Here is a 17,972-nt window from a genome sequence, read left to right on the forward strand (position 1 = left end):
GACCTGGGCCACCAGCCACCGAGGCACCCGCCAGACCCCGCGAACCCGCACACTCACGACCCTGGGGGACCCCCTTCATGCACGCCGATCTCTCCCGACTCACCTTCCGCCCGGACCGCCACTACTCCGCGGTCATCGCCCAGCAGGGCCGCGTCCAGCTCGACGCCGACGCCAACGAACAGGCAGCCATCCAGCTCCACCAGGCCCGCACCCTCGCCGCCGACCTGATCGGACCCCACGGCGGGCCGATCGGCTCGGCCGGCTTCCGGGTCGAGTACGTGGGCGGCCGGCACGACATCGACACCCTCTTCATCCACGGCGGCCGGTACTACGTCGACGGCATCCTCCTCGACGCGGACCGCCCGGCCCCCGGGACGCCCGTACCGGCGGACGACGAGGAGACCCAGGAGCCGGACCCGGACAGCGGCTCCCAGCCGCCCGCGTACTGGACCTACTGGGACCAGCCCGACGGCTTCCGCGACCCCGAGAAGCCCGGCGACCGGCTGCCCTCGCCCGCCCAGTCGCCGTTTCTCGTCTACCTGAAGGTGTGGGAGCGCTCGGTGACGGCCGCCGAGGACCCGGCGCTGCGTGAGATCGCCCTCGGCGCGGCCCTGCCCGACACCGCGGCCCGCGTGAAGGTCGTCTGGCAGGTGCTGCCGCTGTCGCTGGCCGCGCTGGACATCGAGGAGAGCGAGCCGTCCAAGGCCGTCGTCGGCGACGCCTTCGACCGGTGGGCCCTGAAACAGTCCACGCCCACGGCCCGGCTCGCCGCCCGCAGCGAACGCCCCGACCACGCCGACGAGGACCCCTGCCTGGTCAGGCCGGACGCCCGCTACCGGGGCCTCGAGAACCAGCTCTACCGCGTCGAGATCCACGACGGAGGAGAGGCCAAGGACGCCTCCTTCAAGTGGTCCCGGGAGAACGGCTCCGTCGTCTTTCCGGTCGACGAACTCGACGGTACGTGGGTCCAGTTGGCGTCCCTCGGCCACGACGACAAGCTCGACCTGGACGTCGGCGACCGCGTCGAGTTCACGGACACCGCGTACTCATCGCGCCTCGAGCCCCTGCCCCTGCTCCGGGTCGAGGAACTGGACCTGCCCGGCCGCAGGGTCCGCCTGTCCGCCGAACCGGAGCCGGGCGTGGGCCGCCTGCCCGGCCTCAACCCGTTCCTGCGCCGCTGGGACCATCACGAGGGCCCCCGGCGCAAGGGCCGTACGACAGCACTCCGCAACGGCGCCGTACCGGTGACGGAGGGGGAGTGGCTGCCCCTGGAGGACGGCATCGAGGTCTACTTCGCCAAGGGCGCCGCCTACACGACCGGCGACCACTGGCTCGTCCCCGCCCGCACCGCCACCGGCAGCGTCGAATGGCCCCTCGACCAGGCCCGCCGCCCCCTCCTCCAGGCGCCCGCCGGTATCGCCCGCTCGTTCGCCCCGCTGGCCCTCGTCCAGGGCGAGGGCAGCACCGTGGACCTGCGCCGCGCCTTCGGGTGGGCGGCGAGCAGCATCCCGGCGGCCGACGACGCGGCCCTCGCGACGGAGGCCCAGGCCCGCCGGGAGGAACAGACGGCGGACACCGACCCCTCCCACGGGAGGTCCCAGACGACCGCGGAAGCGGAGGCAGCAGTGGAGGGAGAGAAGTAATGGCGAAGCCGCTGAGCGCGTCCAAGCTGCTGGAGATCCTGCGCGCGGAGGGCCTGACGGTCCACGAGGTCCGCAACTGGCGCAACCACAACCGCAACGCGAAAGGGCCCTGGGGTCCGGTCAACGGCGTGATGATCCACCACACCGTCACCTCCGGCACCAGCGGTTCCGTCGCCCTCTGCTACGACGGCCACGCCAACCTGCCTGGCCCCCTCTGCCACGGTGTCATCGACAAACAGGGCCACATCCACCTCGTCGGCAACGGCAGAGCCAATCACGCGGGCCTCGGGGACAACGACGTCCTGCGCGCAGTGATCAACGAGTCGAAACTGCCCGTCGACAACGAGGCCGACACCGACGGCAACCGCCACTTCTACGGCTTCGAGTGCGTCAACCTCGGCAACGGCACGGACCCCTGGCCCGAGGTCCAGAAGGAGGCGATCGAGAAGGTGTCCGCCGCGATCTGCCGCTACCACGGCTGGAGCGAGCGCTCGGTCATCGGCCACAAGGAATGGCAGCCGGGCAAGGTGGACCCGCGCGGCTTCACCATGGACAGCATGCGAGCCCGCATCCGCCAACGCCTCGCAGGCGGCGGCAAGGACACCGAACCCGCCCCGGCACCGCCCAAACCGTCCTACGTCCCGTTCCCCGGAGCCGGCTTCTTCCACGTGGGCCAGAAGTCCCCGCTGATCACCCGCATGGGCCGCCGCCTGGTAGCCGAGGGCTGCGGCCGTTACGAAACAGGCCCCGGCCCCGAATGGACCGAGGCCGACCGCAAGTCCTACGCGGCCTGGCAACAAAAACTCAACTACAAGGGCAAGGCCGCAGACGGAATCCCAGGCAAAACAAGCTGGGACAAACTAAAAGTACCGGCCAACTGATTTTTTGCCGCCGGCCAAGGGCGCGTCGCTGACAGACGGCGAGCTGACGCGCCCTATAGGGGCGCGGGGAACTGCGCGACAAGCCACGACGCACCCGCAGGCACCAACTAAGCGGTGGACGGTGGATAAGAGGGCCGCGCAGGCACCCGCGGCCCTCCCCCCGCCGGCGTCGGCAACGCCGGCAACGCCCCCTCATAAAGCCACGCACTGAACAACTCGTCCAACGGCTCCACAGCGAACCGACCCACATACGCCGTGAACGTCCCCGTACTCACCGACCCACCCCGATGCAACCCGGCCCACCCCCGCAACATGCGGAAGAACACCTCGTCCCCCAAAGCGCACCGCACCGCGTGCACAGCAAGCCCACCCCGCTGATACAACCGGTCGTCGAACATCAACTTGCGCCCAGGATCGGCCAGTCGCAGATCCTGTGGCTGCGAGGCCAGCAACCGATGCGCAGCCGCGGCGAGTTGCTGCGCACTGCGCCCGCCCGACCGCTCCGACCACAACCACTCCGCGTACTTGGCGAACCCCTCGTTCAGCCAGATGTGCCGCCAGTCCGCGATGGACACACTGTTGCCGAACCACTGGTGGGCCAGCTCGTGCGCGACGAGCCGTTCCGAACTCCGGGCGCCGTCCACGTGGTTGGCGCCGAACAGCGACAACCCCTGTGCCTCGACGGGCACATCGAGTTCCTCCTCGGTCACCACGACCGCGTACTCGCCGAACGGATACGGTCCGAACAGTTCCTGGAAGAGCTCCATCATGGCGGGCTGGCGCGCGAAGTCGCGGGAGAACTCGGGCAGCAACTCGGCCGGAATGTGCCCGTGTTGGGGCACACCGCCGAGCCCGGGGTCACCGAGCAGCACGGTCTGGTACTTCCCGATCGACAGCCCCACGAGGTAACTCGACGTCGGCGCGGACTGCTCGTACACCCACGTCGTCGTGGAGGCCTTGGCCGTCCGGGTCAGCAGCCGCCCGCCCGCCACCACCGCGTACGCCGATGGCGTGGTGATCGAGATCTGGTAGGACGCCTTGTCGGCGGGCCGGTCGTTGCACGGATACCAGGACGGCGCCCCGATCGGCTGGCTCGCCACCAGCGCCCCGTCCTCCAGCTCCTCCCAGCCGAGCCCGCCCCAGGGGCTGGCGACCGGCTTGGGATTGCCCGCCCAGTGCACCTCGACGGTGAACGCGGCCCCGGTCCGCAGCGGCTTCGCGGGACGGATGCGCAGCCGGCCGCCCCGGTGCGTGTAGTGGGCGGCCTTGCCGTCCACCCGGACCCGGCCGATCTTGAAATCGCCCAGGTTCAGCTGGAACTCGGCAAGCGGGGCCCGGCCCGCAATGGCGTTGATACGGGCCGTGCCCGCCAGCCGGTTCGGACCGGGACGGTAGTCCAGCGCGAGTTCGTACCGGTGCACCCGGTAACGGGCGTCACCGTTGGCCGGGAAGTACGGGTCCGAACCCACTGTCTGCTGAACGCTCACTGCTGAGTCTGCTCCCTGCGCTGTGCTCGAACGTGGTGCCGGAGATGAACCCATCCCCGCTCCGGTACCCGAACGAGCCGCGCTCACCGCTTTCAGGAACGCCATGACTCGATCGGGTTGCCCAGCCAGCGGGTGTCGTCGGGAACGGACTCCGCCGCCATGACCAGCGACGCGGGACCCAGAGTGGACCGGGCCCCGACCGTTGAACCGGGCAGGACGATTCCGCCAGGACCCAGCGTCGCGCCCTCTCGGAGGACCACAGTATCCGTCCGCAAGATCCGGTCGTGGAAGAGGTGCGTCTGGAGCACGCATCCCCGGTTCACGGTGGCGGCGTCCTCCAGGGTCACCAGGTCGGTCTCGGGCAGCCAGTAGCTCTCCACCCAGACCCCCTTGCCGATGTGCGCGCCGAGCCCCCGCAGCCACGCCGACAGCACGGGCGTACCCGGCACGGAACCCGCCAGCCACGGTACGGCGACGACCTCGACGAAGGTGTCCGCCAGCTCGTTGCGCCACACGAACCCGCTCCACAGTGGATGCTCACCGGCCCGGTGACGCCCCACGAGCACCCACTTGGCGACGATGGACAGAAGGCATGCGACGGCCCCCACGCCCAGCAGCACCAGCCCGCCCGCCAGCCAGAACCAGCCGCCCAGCACGCTGAACGCGGCGACCGTCAGCACGACGAGACCCGCCGAGCAGAACACCGGCACGATCCGGAACAGCTCGACCAGCGCCCGCGCCCACAGCAGATGCGCGGGCGGATCGTACGTACGGCTCTGATCGCCGCCGGTCGCGGCCCGGGGCAGCTTCATCGGCGGCAGCCCGAGGTACGAGCTGCCCTTCTTGGCCTTCTTCGGGGTGGCCGAGAGGACCCCGACCAGGCCCCCGTCGGGCACCGACCGGCCCGGCGCGGTCATCCCTGAGTTGCCCAGGAAGGCCCGCCGCCCGATCTCGGCCCGCCCGATCCGCAGCCAGCCACCACCGAGCTCGTACGGCGCGGTCAGCGTGTCGTCGGCCAGGAACGCGCCCTCGCCGACAGTCGTCAGGCTCGGCAGCGCCAGCACGGTCGACACCTCGGCGCCCCGCCCGATCCGCATCCCGAGCAGCCGCAGCCACACCGGAGTGATCAGCCCGGCGTACAGCGGGAACAGCGTCTCGCGGGAGCGGTCCATGAGCTGCGTGACCGTCCAGGCCTGCCAGCCGATCCGGCTGTGCGTGGGATGTGTACCCTCGCGCAGTCCCAGACTCAGCAGCCGTACGGCGATCAGCAGCACCAGCGCGTACGCGAGACCGAACGCCAGGGTGGCCGGCACCAGCGCGAGCGCGATGCCCCGCAGAGCGGTCCCGAGCCCGGCGTCCGGGTCGACGAACAGACCCGCGACCAGCAGCGCGACCGCGCCCGCCAGCACCGGCAGAGCGGTGAGCGCGAACCCCGTGACGCCGTACATCGCCCGCCAGGCGCGCCCGCGCTGCGGACGCTCCTTGGGCCAGTTCCGCTTGGCCTTGCCGAGCTTCACCGCCGGAGCCCCGGCCCAGCGCTGCCCGGTCGGCACCGTCCCGACGACCGCCGAACCCGGCGCCACCTCGGCCCGCTTGCCGACCCGCGCCCCCGGGAAGAGCAGGCTGCGCGTCCCGACGACAGCGCCGGCACCCACCTTGACCTGCCCGATCTCCAGCCGGTCACCGTCCAGCCAGTGACCCGACAGATCCACCTCGGACTCGACGGCGGCCCCACGCCCCAGCTTGAGCATCCCGGTGACCGGGGGCAGCGAGTGCAGATCGACGTCCGCGCCGACCTTGCCGCCCAGCGCCCGGGCGTACCGCTCCAGCCACGCCCCGGTCAGCGAGGTCGCCCCGCTGAACTCGGCGAGCCGCTCGGCCGTCCACAGCCGCAGATGCACACTGCCACCGCGCGGATACCGCCCCGGCTTCACACCCCGCAGCAGCAGTCGCGCCCCACCGGCGGCGAGAGCGAGCCGCCCGGGCGGGGAGAAGAGCACGGCGGCCCCGGCGGCCACCGCCCACCACGACGTCACCGGCGCCCACGGATAGGCCCCGAACCAGTGCAGTACGTTCCCGGCGGCGGCCAGCGCGACCGCCCACCGCAGGCCCATCAGCGTGAACAGCGGGACCAGCAGCAGCAGCTGAACGGCCTTGGCCCGCAACGGAACCGGCGCGATGACCCGCCCACTGCTGTCGTCCTGCGCGGACTTCTCCAGATGCCGGGCGAGCTTGCGCAGCACGGGCTGCTGGTAGATGTCGAGGACGGCCGCGCTCGGGTAGCGCGTCCGCAGCCGGGTGGTCAGCTGGGCGGCGCCGAGACTGCTGCCGCCGATCGCGAAGAAGTCGTCGTTCGCGCTGCCCACGGGGATACCGAGGACCTCGCTCCACTGCTCGGCGAGCCACGCCTCGGTGCCGTACAGCTCGGCGGCGGGACCGGTCTCCAGGCCATCGAGCGGCCACGGCAGGGCGCCCCGGTCGACCTTGCCGGACGTCCGCGTCGGCAGTTCGGCGACGGGCGCGAGCAGCGGCACCAGGGCGGCGGGCAGCTCGGCGCGCAGCCGCTCCACGGCGGCGGCCTGGTCCCAGCCGTCCTGCGTCACCACATAGCCGACGAGCAGCTGGTTGCCACTGCGGGCCGTCCGTACGGCCGCCGCCGCACCGGCGACCCCGGGCAGCGCCTGGAGCGCCGAGTCGACCTCGCCCAGCTCGATACGGCGTCCGCCGAGCTTGATCTGCTCGTCGGCCCGCCCGAGGAAGATCAGTCCCTCCGGCTCGGCCTTGACGAGGTCACCGCTGCGATAGGCCCGCTCCCACCCGAGGGACTCGAGCGGCGCGTACTTCTCGGCGTCCTTCACCGCGTCGAGATACCGCGCGAGTCCGACACCGCCGATCACCAGCTGGCCACTGGCCCCCATGGCGACGGGCTCCCCGGCCTCGTCGACGACGGCGAGCTCCCAGCCGTTCAGCGGCAGCCCGATCCGCACGGGCTCCTCCCCGGTCATCAGGGAGGCACAGGCGACGACGGTGGCCTCGGTGGGCCCGTAGGTGTTCCACACCTCGCGCCCCTCCGTCACCAGCCGCTGCACCAGCTCGGGCGGACAGGCCTCCCCGCCGAAGATCAGCAGCCGTACGTCGTTGAGGGTCTCCGGCTCCCACAGCGCGGCCAGCGTGGGCACGGTGGAGACCACGGAGATCTCCTGCTCGACCAGCCAGGGCCCCAGATCGGCGCCGCTGCGCACCTGGGAGCGCGGTACGGGCACCAGACAGGCCCCGTAGCGCCAGGCCAGCCACATCTCCTCGCAGGACGCGTCGAAGGCCACGGAGAGGCCCGCCATGACCCGGTCGCCGGGTCCCACGGGATCGTCGGTGAGGAACAGCGCGGCCTCGGCGTCCACGAACGCGGCGGCGCTGCGGTGGCTGACGGCGACGCCCTTGGGCTTGCCGGTGGAGCCGGAGGTGAAGATGATCCAGGCGTCGTGCTCGACCCCGGGCCGCCGCGCGGGCAGCTCACTGCGGGCACCGGGAAGGGTGATCTCGTAACCGGCCCCGACGACGGCCCGTACATCGGCCTCGCCGAACACCAGCTCCGCCCGCTCGTCCGGGTCCTCGGCGTCCACCGGAACATAGGCGGCACCGGCGGCGAGCACGGCCAGGATCGTGACGTACAGCTCGTTGGTGCCGGACGGCACCCGGACCCCGACACGGTCCCCGAGCCCCACACCGGCGGCGCTCAGCCGACGCCGTACGACCTCGACCTCGGTGGCCAGCGCCCGGTAGGTGAGCGCGGTGGTGCCGTCGTCGAGGGCGGGCTCGGTCGGGTACGAACGCACGGCGGCGTCGAAGACGTCGACGAGTGTGCGGGGCGAGGCGGAGGGCCCCGCGGAGAAACGTGCCGTGTCGCCGAACCGCTCGCGGATCTCTTCTTCGAGCAGACCGAGAGCGCTGCTCTCGTGTATGGCTGCCATCAGTCCTCGCGTCTCGTTCCCGGAAACCTCCGGGTCGCTGGCGGGGCCCGCAGGTGTGCCTGGGGTTGTCCGGCTCCAGCTCCGTTCCGTAACAAGCCGGAAATTTTAGTACGAGACTAGGGTCGCCCGTGTGCTTCTGCCAGGTGAGAGCGCTGCAAGAGGGTTCCCCCGGGCGCGCCGGGGGGAGGGCCGACGCCCTGACCTGGTGATCTTCATCGCCGTTCGGGCGGACGAGATATCGCCCACACCCAGCGAAAAACGGCCAACAGGGTCAGCGTGCCGTCCACTTCTGGTTGTCCTGCCCGTTGCACGTCCACAGCTGGAGCCGGGTGCCGTTGCCCGTCTTCTGGTCCTTGACGTCGACGCACTTGTTGGCCTGCGGATTCACCAGGTCGCCCGGCCCGGCGAGGATGAACTGCTGAGCAGGGTTGCCGCTGCACGTGGCCAGTTGGATGACCGCGCCGTCCGCGCCGGACCCCCAGGCGACGTCCATGCACAGGCCCATGGCCCGCACGGTGCCGTCCGACTCGAAGATCCACTTCTGCTGGGCCTTGCCGTTGCACGACCAGATCTCCAGCGGGGCGCCGTCCTTGCCCTTGTCGCCGACGACGTCGATGCACTTGTTGGACGCGTGACTGAAGATGATCGCGCCGGGTACGACGGCTGGGGCTGGGGCTGGGGCTGGGGCTGGGGCTGGGGCCGGGGCGGGCTTGGTGCCGCCGCCGCTGTTCGTGGTCTTGGGCCCCGATCCCGAGCTGCTGCTCTTCGAACCGGAGGGCTTCTTGGCCGTGCCGGAACCGCTGCCGGAGCCCGTGGACCGGTTCTTGCCCCCGCTGCTCCCGCTCTCGGCGCCCCCCTTGCCGCCCGTGCTCCTGGCCGCTCCGGCACCCGAGGCCGCGTCGGCCGCCGCGCCCTTGCCGTCCCGGCTCGCCGGGCTCTGCGACGCCTTTTTCGAGGGCGTCGACCGGACCGTGTCCGGCTTGGGTTCGGCCGTCCCGAAGGTGTCCGGTGTAGCCCCGTCGAGCGAGTCGCTCAGCACGGTGTCCGCCGTGCTGCTGCCGGAGTTGGCGCGTACCGCGGTGTCGTCGTTGTCACGGCTGCTGATCAGGAAGGGCACCGACACGAGAAGCGCGCCCGCGATGGCAGCGGCGGCCAGCATCGGCCGGGACGGCCGACCGGGATGAGCACCCCGCGCGGCGGCGTCGGTACCCCCGTCGGAGCCGTCCCCGACGGTGACGACACCCGACACGGCGGCAACACCGGCCGCACCGCCGGCGCCTCGCGCACCGGCGCCGATCGGAGCCTTGCCCTCCGCTTCGGCGGCGCCCTCGGCCTGGGTGACGCTTGGCGCCTGGGCGGTGCCTCGCGTGCCGACACCGACGGGAATCTCGCCTTCAACCTCGGCGATCCCCTCGGCGTGGGCGGTGCCTCGCGCGCCGACACCGACGGGAATCTCGCCTTCAACCTCGGCGATCCCCTCGGCGTGGGCGGTGCCTCGCGCGCCGACACCGACGGGAACCTCGCCCTCAACCTCGGCGATCCCCTCGGCGTGGGCGGTGCCTCGCGTGCCGACACCGACGGGAACCTCGCCTTCAACCTCGGCGATCCCCTCGGCGTGGGCGGTGCCTCGCGCGCTGGCGCTGACCGGAGTTTCGCTTTCCGCCTCGGCGACCCTCCCCGCTTGGGTGGCGCTTGCAGCCCGGGCTGTGCCTCTCACGACGGCGCCTACCGGAGTTTGTCCCTCCGCTTCGGCAGCCCTCTCCGCCTCGGTAGTCCCCTCCGCCTTGGCGGTGCCGCTCGCACCGGCGGTGCCTGTCGCACCGGCGCCGGTCGGGGCCGGGCCCTCCGAATCGGCGTCGGTCGCCGCCCCCGGCGCCCGACAGGACTCGCGGGCGGGGGCGGACTCGGAGTCCGGCTTCGGGTTCGGGGAGGACACCGGTCCGGCTGTCGGTGTGGTCGCTGGCGGCGCGGCAACAACCTTGGGTGTGGGCGTCGTTGAGGTCTCGCTCGGCGCCTGCGCGCCGGCACCGGCGTCCGGCTCGGCGGCTGCGGCGTCCTGTTCGGCGGTGATGGCGTCCTCCTGGCGGAGCGGCAGTGGGGGGCCCGCTGGATACCGGGGCGCTGGGTCCGTCGGCGATCACGATAACCCGGCCGAGAGGCACTGCCACCGGCGAGGCCAGGGGTGATGCGAGCCCCAATTGGCCCGCTTGCAGGCGGAGTCGGATACGTACGTGAACGCAAAAGACCCCACCACCGGTGGGGTCCAGAACGACTGACGAGAGTAAGTGTCCGAGGGGGGACTTGAACCCCCACGCCCGATAAAGGGCACTAGCACCTCAAGCTAGCGCGTCTGCCATTCCGCCACCCGGACAAGGTGTCTGCCGCGTGGGGTTCCCCCCGTGGCGACGAAGGAAACATTACCAGGCTTTCCGGGGTGGCCGGTCACCCCCTGTCGCGGCGTGAACGGTGTGTAACGGGGGCCGGTCCCGGCCTTGGGACGCGGTGGGCCGGGGAGGGAGGATGAGGGATGACCACCAGCAGGAACAGTGGGAGGTAGCACCGTGAGCGGGACGGGCAGCACGGATACGGTCAAGTACGTCACCGGCGAGGACGAGGTCGTGGACCTCTGCCGCGAACTCATCCGGATCGACACCAGCAACTTCGGCGACCACTCGGGACCTGGCGAGCGCAAGGCCGCCGAGTACGTTGCCGAGAAGCTCGCCGAGGTGGGTCTGGAACCGCAGATCTTCGAGTCGCACAAGGGACGCGCGTCCACCGTGGCGCGTATCGAGGGGGAGGACCGGTCCCGGCCGGCGCTGCTCATCCACGGCCACACCGACGTCGTACCGGCCAACGCGGCGGACTGGACCCATAACCCGTTCTCGGGCGAGATCGCCGACGGGTGTGTGTGGGGCCGGGGCGCGGTCGACATGAAGGACATGGACGCGATGACCCTCGCGGTCGTCCGTGACCGGCTGCGCACCGGCCGCAAGCCTCCGCGCGACATCGTGCTCGCCTTCCTCGCGGACGAGGAGGCGGGCGGTACCTGGGGCGCGCGGCATCTCGTCGACCGGCACCCCGACCTGTTCGAGGGCGTGACGGAGGCGATCGGCGAGGTCGGCGGGTTCTCCTTCACCGTCAACGAGAAGCTGCGGCTGTATCTCGTCGAGACGGCCCAGAAGGGCATGCACTGGATGAAGCTGACCGTCGACGGCACCGCCGGTCACGGTTCGATGATCCACAAGGACAACGCGATCACCGAACTGTCGGAGGCCGTCGGCCGCCTCGGCCGGCACAAGTTCCCGGTCCGGGTCACCAAGACGCTCCGGCACTTCCTCGACGAGCTGGGTGACGCGCTGGGCACCGAGCTGGACCCCGAGAACATGGACGAGACACTCGCGAAGCTCGGCGGTATCGCCAAGCTGATCGGCGCCTCGCTGCAGAACACGGCCAACCCGACCCAGCTGGGCGCCGGCTACAAGGTCAACGTCATTCCGGGCCAGGCCACCGCGCATGTCGACGCCCGGTACCTGCCGGGCTACGAGGAGGAGTTCCTCGCCGACCTGGACCGCATCCTCGGCCCGAACGTGAAGCGGGAGGACGTGCACGCGGACAAGGCGCTGGAGACCTCCTTCGACGGGGCGCTCGTGGAGGCCATGCAGACCGCGCTGGTCGCCGAGGACCCGATCGCCCGGGCCGTGCCCTACATGCTCTCGGCCGGCACCGACGCCAAGTCCTTCGCGGACCTCGGCATCCGCTGCTTCGGCTTCGCGCCGCTCAAGCTGCCGCCGGAGCTGGATTTCGCGGGCATGTTCCACGGTGTCGACGAACGGGTACCGGTCGACGCGCTGAAGTTCGGGGTGCGTGTGCTCGACCGCTTCATCGAGGCATCGTGAATTCCGGGTCAGGCCTGTATTCCGAGGGGCTCGACCCGGGTCCCAAGACCCGTGGAGATACCCGGAACTACCCGACTGAATGACATTCCAATAATCGTCCACATGTGCGTAGTCGACTGAGAAGAGTGAACGCGCTCATAGGGTCGTAGCTCTATTACTCCGTCCTCGTTACTGATGATGTGATCCGCTACTCCGGATCACATTGTCAACAAGGAGGAATAATGATCAAGAAGGTCGTCGCCGCTGCGGCTGCCACTGGTGGTCTGGTTCTCGCGGGTGCGGGCCTCGCCGTCGCCGACGCTGGTGCTCAGGGTGCTGCCGTCCACTCCCCGGGTGTCCTGTCCGGCAACGTTGTTCAGGCTCCCGTGCACGTTCCGGTGAACGTCTGCGGCAACACGATCTCCGTGATCGGTCTGCTGAACCCCGCCTTCGGCAACACCTGCATCAACAACTGATGCTGCGTCTCACTGCGTGAGCTCTGATTCCCAGTGAGTCTGAGCCTGTCGGCCCCGGAACGCTTCGTGCGTTGCGGGGCCGACAGGTCGTTTCGGAAGTTCCGCGACACATCATTTGAAGGCAGGGATGCAGAAATGCGAGAGGTCACCCGCAAGGGTCTGATGACCGTGGCGGCCGCGACAGGCGTGATGGCCGCGGCCGGGGGCGCCCAGGCGCATGCCGACTCGGGTGCGAACGCCGCCGCCTCGAACTCAGCCGGTGTGCTGTCCGGCAACTCGGTGAGCGTGCCGGTGAGTGTGCCGGTCAACGTCTGCGGCAACACGGTGAGCGTCGTCGGTCTGCTCAACCCGGCGATGGGCAACAAGTGCGCCAACGGCGGAGGCGGCCACGGGTCACCGGGAGGACACGGTAACTCGGGCAACCAGGGCAACCACGGCGGTCATGGAAACCAGGGCAACCACGGCGGTCAGGGGAGCTACGGCTCGTCCGATGGGTACGGCGACGAGGGCGGTCACGGCGGCCATGGCGGTCAGGGCGGGTACGGAGACTCGGGCGCCGCTGGTGGCTTCGGGGACCGGGCGGACCGGAACGGTTGGGAGGGCTCGTACGCCGGCGGATACGCCTCCGACTCCCCGGGCATCGGATCCGGCAACCATGTGGAGGCGCCGGTAGACGCACCGGTGAACCTCTGCGGCAACACCGTCGACGTGATCGGCATCGGCAACACGGTGGCGGGCAACGACTGCGCGAACACCGGGGACCACGCGGGCGGCGGCCACCCGGCGCCGCCTCCGGAGACCGACGAGCCGGGCACGACCCCCGGCGGCGATCACGAGACCCCGGCCCCGCCCGGACCGAGCGGCCCCGCACAGCCGGGAGGCCCGCAGCAGCCCGGCAACCCCGAGCAGCCGAGCACTCCGCAAGTCCCGGGAAACCCCCAGGCGCCCGGGAAGCCGGGACAGCCGGCCACTCCCGCCAAGCCGGCTTCCCCGCTCGCGCCGCCCAGCATCGCGCACGGCGTGACGCCTCCGGCCGGCCCCACGTACGTCGACCAGGGCGGCGCGCGGACCGTTCCGCAGCCCCGGAGTGGCGCTCAGCTCGCGCACACCGGCGGTGACCTGCCGCTGGGCCTCGCCCTGCCGGTGGGCGCGGGCATGCTGCTCGCGGGCACGGTCCTCTACCGCAAGGCACGCCCCTCGGCGTAGACCCGTACGGAGATTCCGTACGAACGGGAGAAATGCGCCGTACGGTCACCCGGCGGCGTGCGATACGGAGCGGGCCCCGCGTCCGCGGAGCCCGCTCCGTATCGCGGTGTCAGCTCACCACGTCGCCCGTACCTGGCGGATGATCCGCCGCCGCAACCGCACTCGGCGGCTGCCGTCGCGCAGCAGGCTCAGTCGGTCCAACTCCCAGTGTCCGTACTCGGCATGGTCCGTGAGCAGACGTGTGGCCTCCTTGCGGCTGACCCCGCGCGGTACGTACACGTCGACAAATTCGTATTCCGGCATCGCATCTATTGTGCGGGCAGAGGCCCGGTACGGATAGCGTCTGCACTATGTCTGATGCTGCGCAGCCCACCGCTGCCGAGGTACGCGCCGCCGCCGAGGCGGTGAAGACCGCCCTCGACCGCCACTTGGCGGCGGTCGAACGCCGGTCGGGGGAGGACGACCCCGATGTCTATGAGGCGTTCAACCAGCTGGCCGCTGCCGCCGAGGTGTACGACGAGCTGCTCTACGACCGCTATGACGAGGTCACCCCCTTCGAGATCCCTGGTTCGGACGACGCTCTGCCGCCGTACGCGGGCCCCGAGGAGCCGAACGCGCTGAGTGTGCTCATCCGCCGCGACTACGCCGTGGTGGAGCCGCAGCGGCTGCTGGCGCAGGCGCAGCGGGTGGAGGCCGCGGACGACGACGGCGGGGGCGTCGACGTCTCCGCCACGGTGCACGGGGCGCTGGGCATCCTGTTCGGCGAGTTCGAGCCGGACGAGATCGCCTCCCGGCACAAGGAGTTCGGCCTCGAGGAGGGCGACTCCACGCTGTGGGTGACGGCCGCGGACGAGGCGGCCGACCCCGGCGAATGGCTGGAGGCGCCCTTCGACCAGGTCGACGCGGAGCGGGTGGTCTGTCGCTTCGACGTCAGCGCGGTCTTCGACGACGACGCGGACGACGGCGTCGAGGACGACGACCTGCTGGAGGACGAGCTCGATCCCGACCTGGTGGTCGTGGGCCTGGACGAGGACGAGGACCTGGAACCGCTCGACGCCGATCACCGGCGATAGCCGAGCGGTCACCGGTCGCCCTGTGAGCGGCGGTCATGGGAGGGAGACCTTCCGTGACCGCCGCTGTCGTTCGTGCCCGGCGGCTCAGGCGGTCGGCGGCACCTGGGCTCTGAACAGGCCGGGCAGCCGCGTCGTACGGGCCTTCGCCGGGACCTCCGCGACCGCGCGGGCCAGGGCCTGGTCCACGCCGTGCACCACGGAGAGATGGCGCTCCGCGCGGCCGAAGGCCGTGTACACCCAGGGTCGGGTCAGCGACGAAGCCGTGTCCCCGGGGAGCACCACGACGGTGGCCGGCCAGTGCAGCCCGACCGCCTGGTGCGCGGTGAGCGCCCACCCGTGCCGCACGGTCGGCTCGACCCGCTCCTTGGGTACGACGACGGGGACGCCGTCGCACTCCAGGTGCAGTCCCTCCGCGTCGGCCTTGACGACCTGCCCCGGCACCGTCCGCCCGGGCGCGGGGGAGTACGCGATCCGGTCGCCCGGGTCGAAGCCGCCGAAGCGGCCCGGGCCGGGGTTCAGCCGCTCCTTGAGCGCGGAGTTGAGCGCGCGGGTGCCGGCCGCGCCCCCGTGCCCCGGGGTGATCACCTGGGTCTGCTCGGCCGGTACCCCCAGCGCTCTGGGCACCGAGTCCGCGACGAGCTGCACCGTGCGGTGCACCGCCTCGCCCGCGTCCCGCACGGGGACGATCACGACCTCCTTGCCGGGAGCCTCCACCTGCGTGAGCTCGCCGACGGAGACACCCGAGACGAGTTCGCCGATCGGGCCGAGGTCGGGCGTGCGCGACACGACGTGCGGGCACGCGCGCGTGCCGACCAGATCCGCGAAGACCCGCCCCGGGCCGGCCGACCACAGCACCGCCGGATCACCGCTCAGCACCAGTCTGGACCCGTCGGGCATCGACTCCACGAGCATCGCCGCGCTCTCCACGTCGAGCTGCGGCGCGTCCAGCACGACCAGCAGATCGAGCTCGAACGCCCCGTCGGCGTCCCGCCCGGGCCCCTCGACCCCGGCCAGCAGCCCGGCGACGGTGACGACGGACTCCGAGCCCGAGCCCGAGCCCGAGACCGATTCCGTAGCGGACTGGTCCTCGGACGTCAGAAGGGCCGCGAAGCGGCGGCGGCCGGCGGGTGTGTGGACCGCCGCGCAGACCCGCAGGCCCAGCGAACGGGCCGCGGCCACCAGGGCGGCCGGTTCGGCGCGTGCCGCGTCACCGCCGGTGTGCAGCACGAGCCCGTGGCCCGCGACGGCACGGATCAACTGTGCGGCGGAACCGGACCCCGACGACCCGGGTGACGACTCCCAGTCCTCGGACGCCTCCTTGGGCAGCGCGTTGACGATCCGGGCCAGCCCGTCGGCGAGGCTCTCCTCTGCCAGCGCGTACCGCTCGAGCCCGATCAGCACACGTACGGGACGTTCCTCAACCTCTTCGCCCTCTTCGGCCTCGCTGTTTTCGCTGTCGGGCGCGGGCTGCCCCGCCGCTTCCTCGATCGCGTCCTGGAACTCCAGGGCCTCTCCCTCCGCGACCGTGCTCTGTACGGCGGTGTCCGGGTCGGGCACCCCGCGCTGGGTGAGCGCGGCGGTGAGCGCGGCGGCGTCCAGGACGGTGTGTCCGGCCAGGGCCGCCTGTTCCAGCAGCCACACCGTGACCGCCCGGCCCCGCCGCTCGTCGTCCGGACCGCACTCGGCGCCGAGCAGCGCCCGCGCGAACCCGTCGGCCTGCTCGGGCCGCACACCGGCGACCCGGAGCAACTGCCATGGATCGGCGCGCAGTTGTCCGTCCGCCCCTTCGCCCAACGCCGAGACGACCTGCGGCGCGAGCGAGTCCGGCGCGCCTCCTTCGGTCAGAACGCCCCGCACGGCCTCGACGGCTTCCGGTGAGGTGGGAACGGCCGCGGTGTCGCGCTGGACGGGCGCGGCGGGCTGGGGCTGCGGTACCGGAGCGGGGGAGGCCGCGGGGCGTGCGGCGGGGGCGCCGGTCGTGGCCCTGGGGTTCGGCTCGCGCGTGGGGAAGGCGATGGCCGACGCGGGCTTCTCCCCGCTCTCCACGGCCCGGACCGCCGCCATCAGATCGGCGGCAGTACCGCTGAGCTTGGTGCCGCTCGCGATCGGACCCTGCTTCTCGGCCTTGCGCCGCTCGATCCGCTCCCGGAGCTCCCTCTGCGCGGCGAGTTCGGCCTCGGCCTCGGACAACTGCTCGGGGTCACCGGCGCCGGTGTCGGCGCTCTCGCCGGTCCCGCTCCCGTTCTCGTCGGCCGGTGAATCGTCGGCCGCTTCCCGGGCGGCCTCCTCGGCGGCGCCCGGGGTGCCCGGCTCGGCTTCCTCCGTGGTGTCGGGCTCCGTGCTCACAGCGTGCTCCAGTCGTGATCGGGATAGCGGTGCACAGGCGCTGACACGTCGTCGAGCGCCCGGCAGATCTCGTCAGGAAGACTAAGGGTCTCCACTGACAACGCGGCCGTGAGCTGCTGCGCGTTGCGCGCGCCGACGACGGGGGCGGCCACACCGGGCCGGTCGCGGATCCAGGCGAGCGCCACCTGCAGCGGCGTCACCGCCAGTCCGTCCGCCGCGGTCTGCACCGCGTCCACGATGCGGCTCGCCGTGTCGTCGAGGTAGGGCGCGACGAAGGGCGCGAGGTGTTCCGAGGCGCCCCGGGAGTCCACCGGGGTCGAGTTGCGGTACTTGCCCGTCAGGACGCCGCGTCCGAGCGGCGAGGAGGGGAGGAGCCCGATGCCCAGGTCGAGGGCGGCGGGCAGCACCTCGCGTTCGACGCCTCGCTGGAGCAGTGAGTACTCGAGTTGCGTGCTGGACAGGCGCGTACGTATGCCCGGTGCCGCGAGCTGCCAGGTCGCGGCCTTGGCGAGCTGCCAGCCGCAGAAGTTGGAGACCCCGGCGTATCGCGCGCGGCCGCTGCTGACGGCGAGGTCGAGGGCCTGGAGCGTCTCCTCCAGCGGGGTGTCGGGGTCGTAGGCGTGGATGTGCCAGACGTCGACGTAGTCCGTGCCGAGGCGGGCGAGGGAGGCGTCAAGGGCGGCGAGGAGGTGGCCGCGGGAGCCGTCGACGCGTCGGTCGGGGTCGGGCACGCTGCCCGCCTTGGTCGAGACGACCAGGTCGCGGCGCGGAACGAGCCCTTCCATGAGCCGCCCGAGGAGATACTCGGCCTCGCCGTCGCCGTACACGTCCGCGGTGTCGACGAGGGTTCCGCCCGCTTCCCAGAACGCCTTCAGCTGGGCCGCGGCGTCATGTTCGTCGGTGTCCCGACCCCAGGTCAGGGTGCCGAGTCCGATCCGGGACACACGCAGGCCGGTACGGCCGAGATGCCTCTGCTCCATGGACGCCGAGATTACTGGCCAGAACTGAGCAAGTGGG

The 17,972-nt window shown here is 71.6% G+C and carries 12 protein-coding genes and 1 tRNA gene; 6 read left to right on the top strand and 7 right to left on the bottom strand.

The genetic code is table 11. The features are described 5' to 3' along the window. The first annotated feature begins 77 nt into the window (after positions 1-77). Both PV396_RS23735 and PV396_RS23740 read left to right on the top strand, forming a co-directional pair. Complete coding sequence (locus PV396_RS23735) at positions 78-1,643, top strand: DUF6519 domain-containing protein (RefSeq protein WP_319207680.1); 1,566 nt, start codon at positions 78-80, stop codon at positions 1,641-1,643. Continuing rightward, entirely contained in the window at positions 1,643-2,524 is an 882-nt protein-coding gene (locus tag PV396_RS23740) for a peptidoglycan-binding protein (RefSeq protein WP_319207682.1), read from the top strand. Before PV396_RS23735 ends, PV396_RS23740 begins: the two co-directional genes overlap by 1 nt. A 107-nt stretch (positions 2,525-2,631) precedes the next feature. Here PV396_RS23740 and PV396_RS23745 read toward each other — a convergent pair whose 3' ends face one another. The 4 genes from PV396_RS23745 to PV396_RS23760 form a co-directional block, all read right to left on the bottom strand. After that, positions 2,632-4,011 (bottom strand): M1 family metallopeptidase, encoded by a 1,380-nt coding sequence (locus tag PV396_RS23745; protein WP_319207684.1) that lies wholly within the window; start codon positions 4,009-4,011, stop codon positions 2,632-2,634. A gap of 92 nt (positions 4,012-4,103) precedes the next feature. After that, complete coding sequence (locus PV396_RS23750) at positions 4,104-7,979, bottom strand: Pls/PosA family non-ribosomal peptide synthetase (protein ID WP_319207686.1); 3,876 nt, start codon at positions 7,977-7,979, stop codon at positions 4,104-4,106. A 271-nt stretch (positions 7,980-8,250) separates the two neighbouring features. Beyond that, the gene (locus tag PV396_RS23755) at positions 8,251-9,696 is read right to left on the bottom strand and encodes a ricin-type beta-trefoil lectin domain protein (protein WP_319207689.1); all 1,446 of its coding nucleotides are present in this window, start codon (positions 9,694-9,696) and stop codon (positions 8,251-8,253) included. A gap of 569 nt (positions 9,697-10,265) precedes the next feature. Then, a tRNA-Leu gene (locus PV396_RS23760) sits at positions 10,266-10,350 on the bottom strand. Between the two features lie 190 nt (positions 10,351-10,540). On the opposite strand from PV396_RS23760, the gene PV396_RS23765 reads away from it, so the two are divergent. The 3 genes from PV396_RS23765 to PV396_RS23775 all read left to right on the top strand — a co-directional run bounded on the left by PV396_RS23765 (position 10,541) and on the right by PV396_RS23775 (position 13,536). Beyond that, positions 10,541-11,875 carry a M20/M25/M40 family metallo-hydrolase gene (locus PV396_RS23765; protein WP_319207691.1) on the top strand — a complete coding sequence of 445 codons (1,335 nt, stop codon included), beginning with the start codon at positions 10,541-10,543 and terminating at the stop codon, positions 11,873-11,875. Between the two features lie 221 nt (positions 11,876-12,096). Beyond that, positions 12,097-12,330, top strand: coding sequence for a chaplin ChpH (gene chpH, locus PV396_RS23770; protein ID WP_319207693.1), 234 nt, complete (start codon positions 12,097-12,099; stop codon positions 12,328-12,330). Between the two features lie 135 nt (positions 12,331-12,465). After that, entirely contained in the window at positions 12,466-13,536 is a 1,071-nt protein-coding gene (locus PV396_RS23775; RefSeq protein ID WP_319207695.1) for a chaplin family protein, read from the top strand. Between the two features lie 114 nt (positions 13,537-13,650). On the opposite strand, the gene PV396_RS23780 is transcribed toward PV396_RS23775, so the two are convergent. Continuing rightward, positions 13,651-13,839, bottom strand: a complete 189-nt coding sequence (locus PV396_RS23780) for a DUF5703 family protein (RefSeq protein ID WP_014671721.1) — start codon at positions 13,837-13,839, stop codon at positions 13,651-13,653. Positions 13,840-13,886: 47 nt separating this feature from the next. Between PV396_RS23780 and PV396_RS23785 the strand changes: the two genes are divergently transcribed. Next, on the top strand, positions 13,887-14,609 hold the full coding sequence (locus PV396_RS23785; protein ID WP_319207698.1) for a hypothetical protein: 723 nt from the start codon (positions 13,887-13,889) through the stop codon (positions 14,607-14,609). A gap of 84 nt (positions 14,610-14,693) precedes the next feature. Here PV396_RS23785 and PV396_RS23790 read toward each other — a convergent pair whose 3' ends face one another. Together PV396_RS23790 and PV396_RS23795 are read right to left on the bottom strand one after the other, a co-directional pair. Next, on the bottom strand, positions 14,694-16,955 hold the full coding sequence (locus tag PV396_RS23790; protein WP_319207700.1) for a helix-hairpin-helix domain-containing protein: 2,262 nt from the start codon (positions 16,953-16,955) through the stop codon (positions 14,694-14,696). Next, the gene (locus tag PV396_RS23795; protein WP_319207703.1) at positions 16,952-17,935 is read right to left on the bottom strand and encodes an aldo/keto reductase; all 984 of its coding nucleotides are present in this window, start codon (positions 17,933-17,935) and stop codon (positions 16,952-16,954) included. Before PV396_RS23795 ends, PV396_RS23790 begins: the two co-directional genes overlap by 4 nt. Between the last annotated feature and the right edge of the window lie 37 nt (positions 17,936-17,972).

Origin of the sequence: Streptomyces sp. ME02-8801-2C (assembly GCF_033793965.1) — a bacterium.
In the GTDB taxonomy this organism is placed as follows: domain Bacteria; phylum Actinomycetota; class Actinomycetes; order Streptomycetales; family Streptomycetaceae; genus Streptomyces.

What these genes read in the sequence shown, in the direction of transcription:
- PV396_RS23735 (WP_319207680.1), top strand. Translation starts at nt 78, where the DNA reads ATGCACGCCGATCTCTCCCGACTCACCTTCCGCCCGGACCGCCACTAC.
- PV396_RS23740 (WP_319207682.1), top strand. Translation starts at nt 1,643, where the DNA reads ATGGCGAAGCCGCTGAGCGCGTCCAAGCTGCTGGAGATCCTGCGCGCG.
- PV396_RS23750 (WP_319207686.1), bottom strand. Translation starts at nt 7,979, where the DNA reads ATGGCAGCCATACACGAGAGCAGCGCTCTCGGTCTGCTCGAAGAAGAG.
- chpH (WP_319207693.1), top strand. Translation starts at nt 12,097, where the DNA reads ATGATCAAGAAGGTCGTCGCCGCTGCGGCTGCCACTGGTGGTCTGGTT.
- PV396_RS23775 (WP_319207695.1), top strand. Translation starts at nt 12,466, where the DNA reads ATGCGAGAGGTCACCCGCAAGGGTCTGATGACCGTGGCGGCCGCGACA.
- PV396_RS23780 (WP_014671721.1), bottom strand. Translation starts at nt 13,839, where the DNA reads ATGCCGGAATACGAATTTGTCGACGTGTACGTACCGCGCGGGGTCAGC.
- PV396_RS23785 (WP_319207698.1), top strand. Translation starts at nt 13,887, where the DNA reads ATGTCTGATGCTGCGCAGCCCACCGCTGCCGAGGTACGCGCCGCCGCC.
- PV396_RS23795 (WP_319207703.1), bottom strand. Translation starts at nt 17,935, where the DNA reads ATGGAGCAGAGGCATCTCGGCCGTACCGGCCTGCGTGTGTCCCGGATC.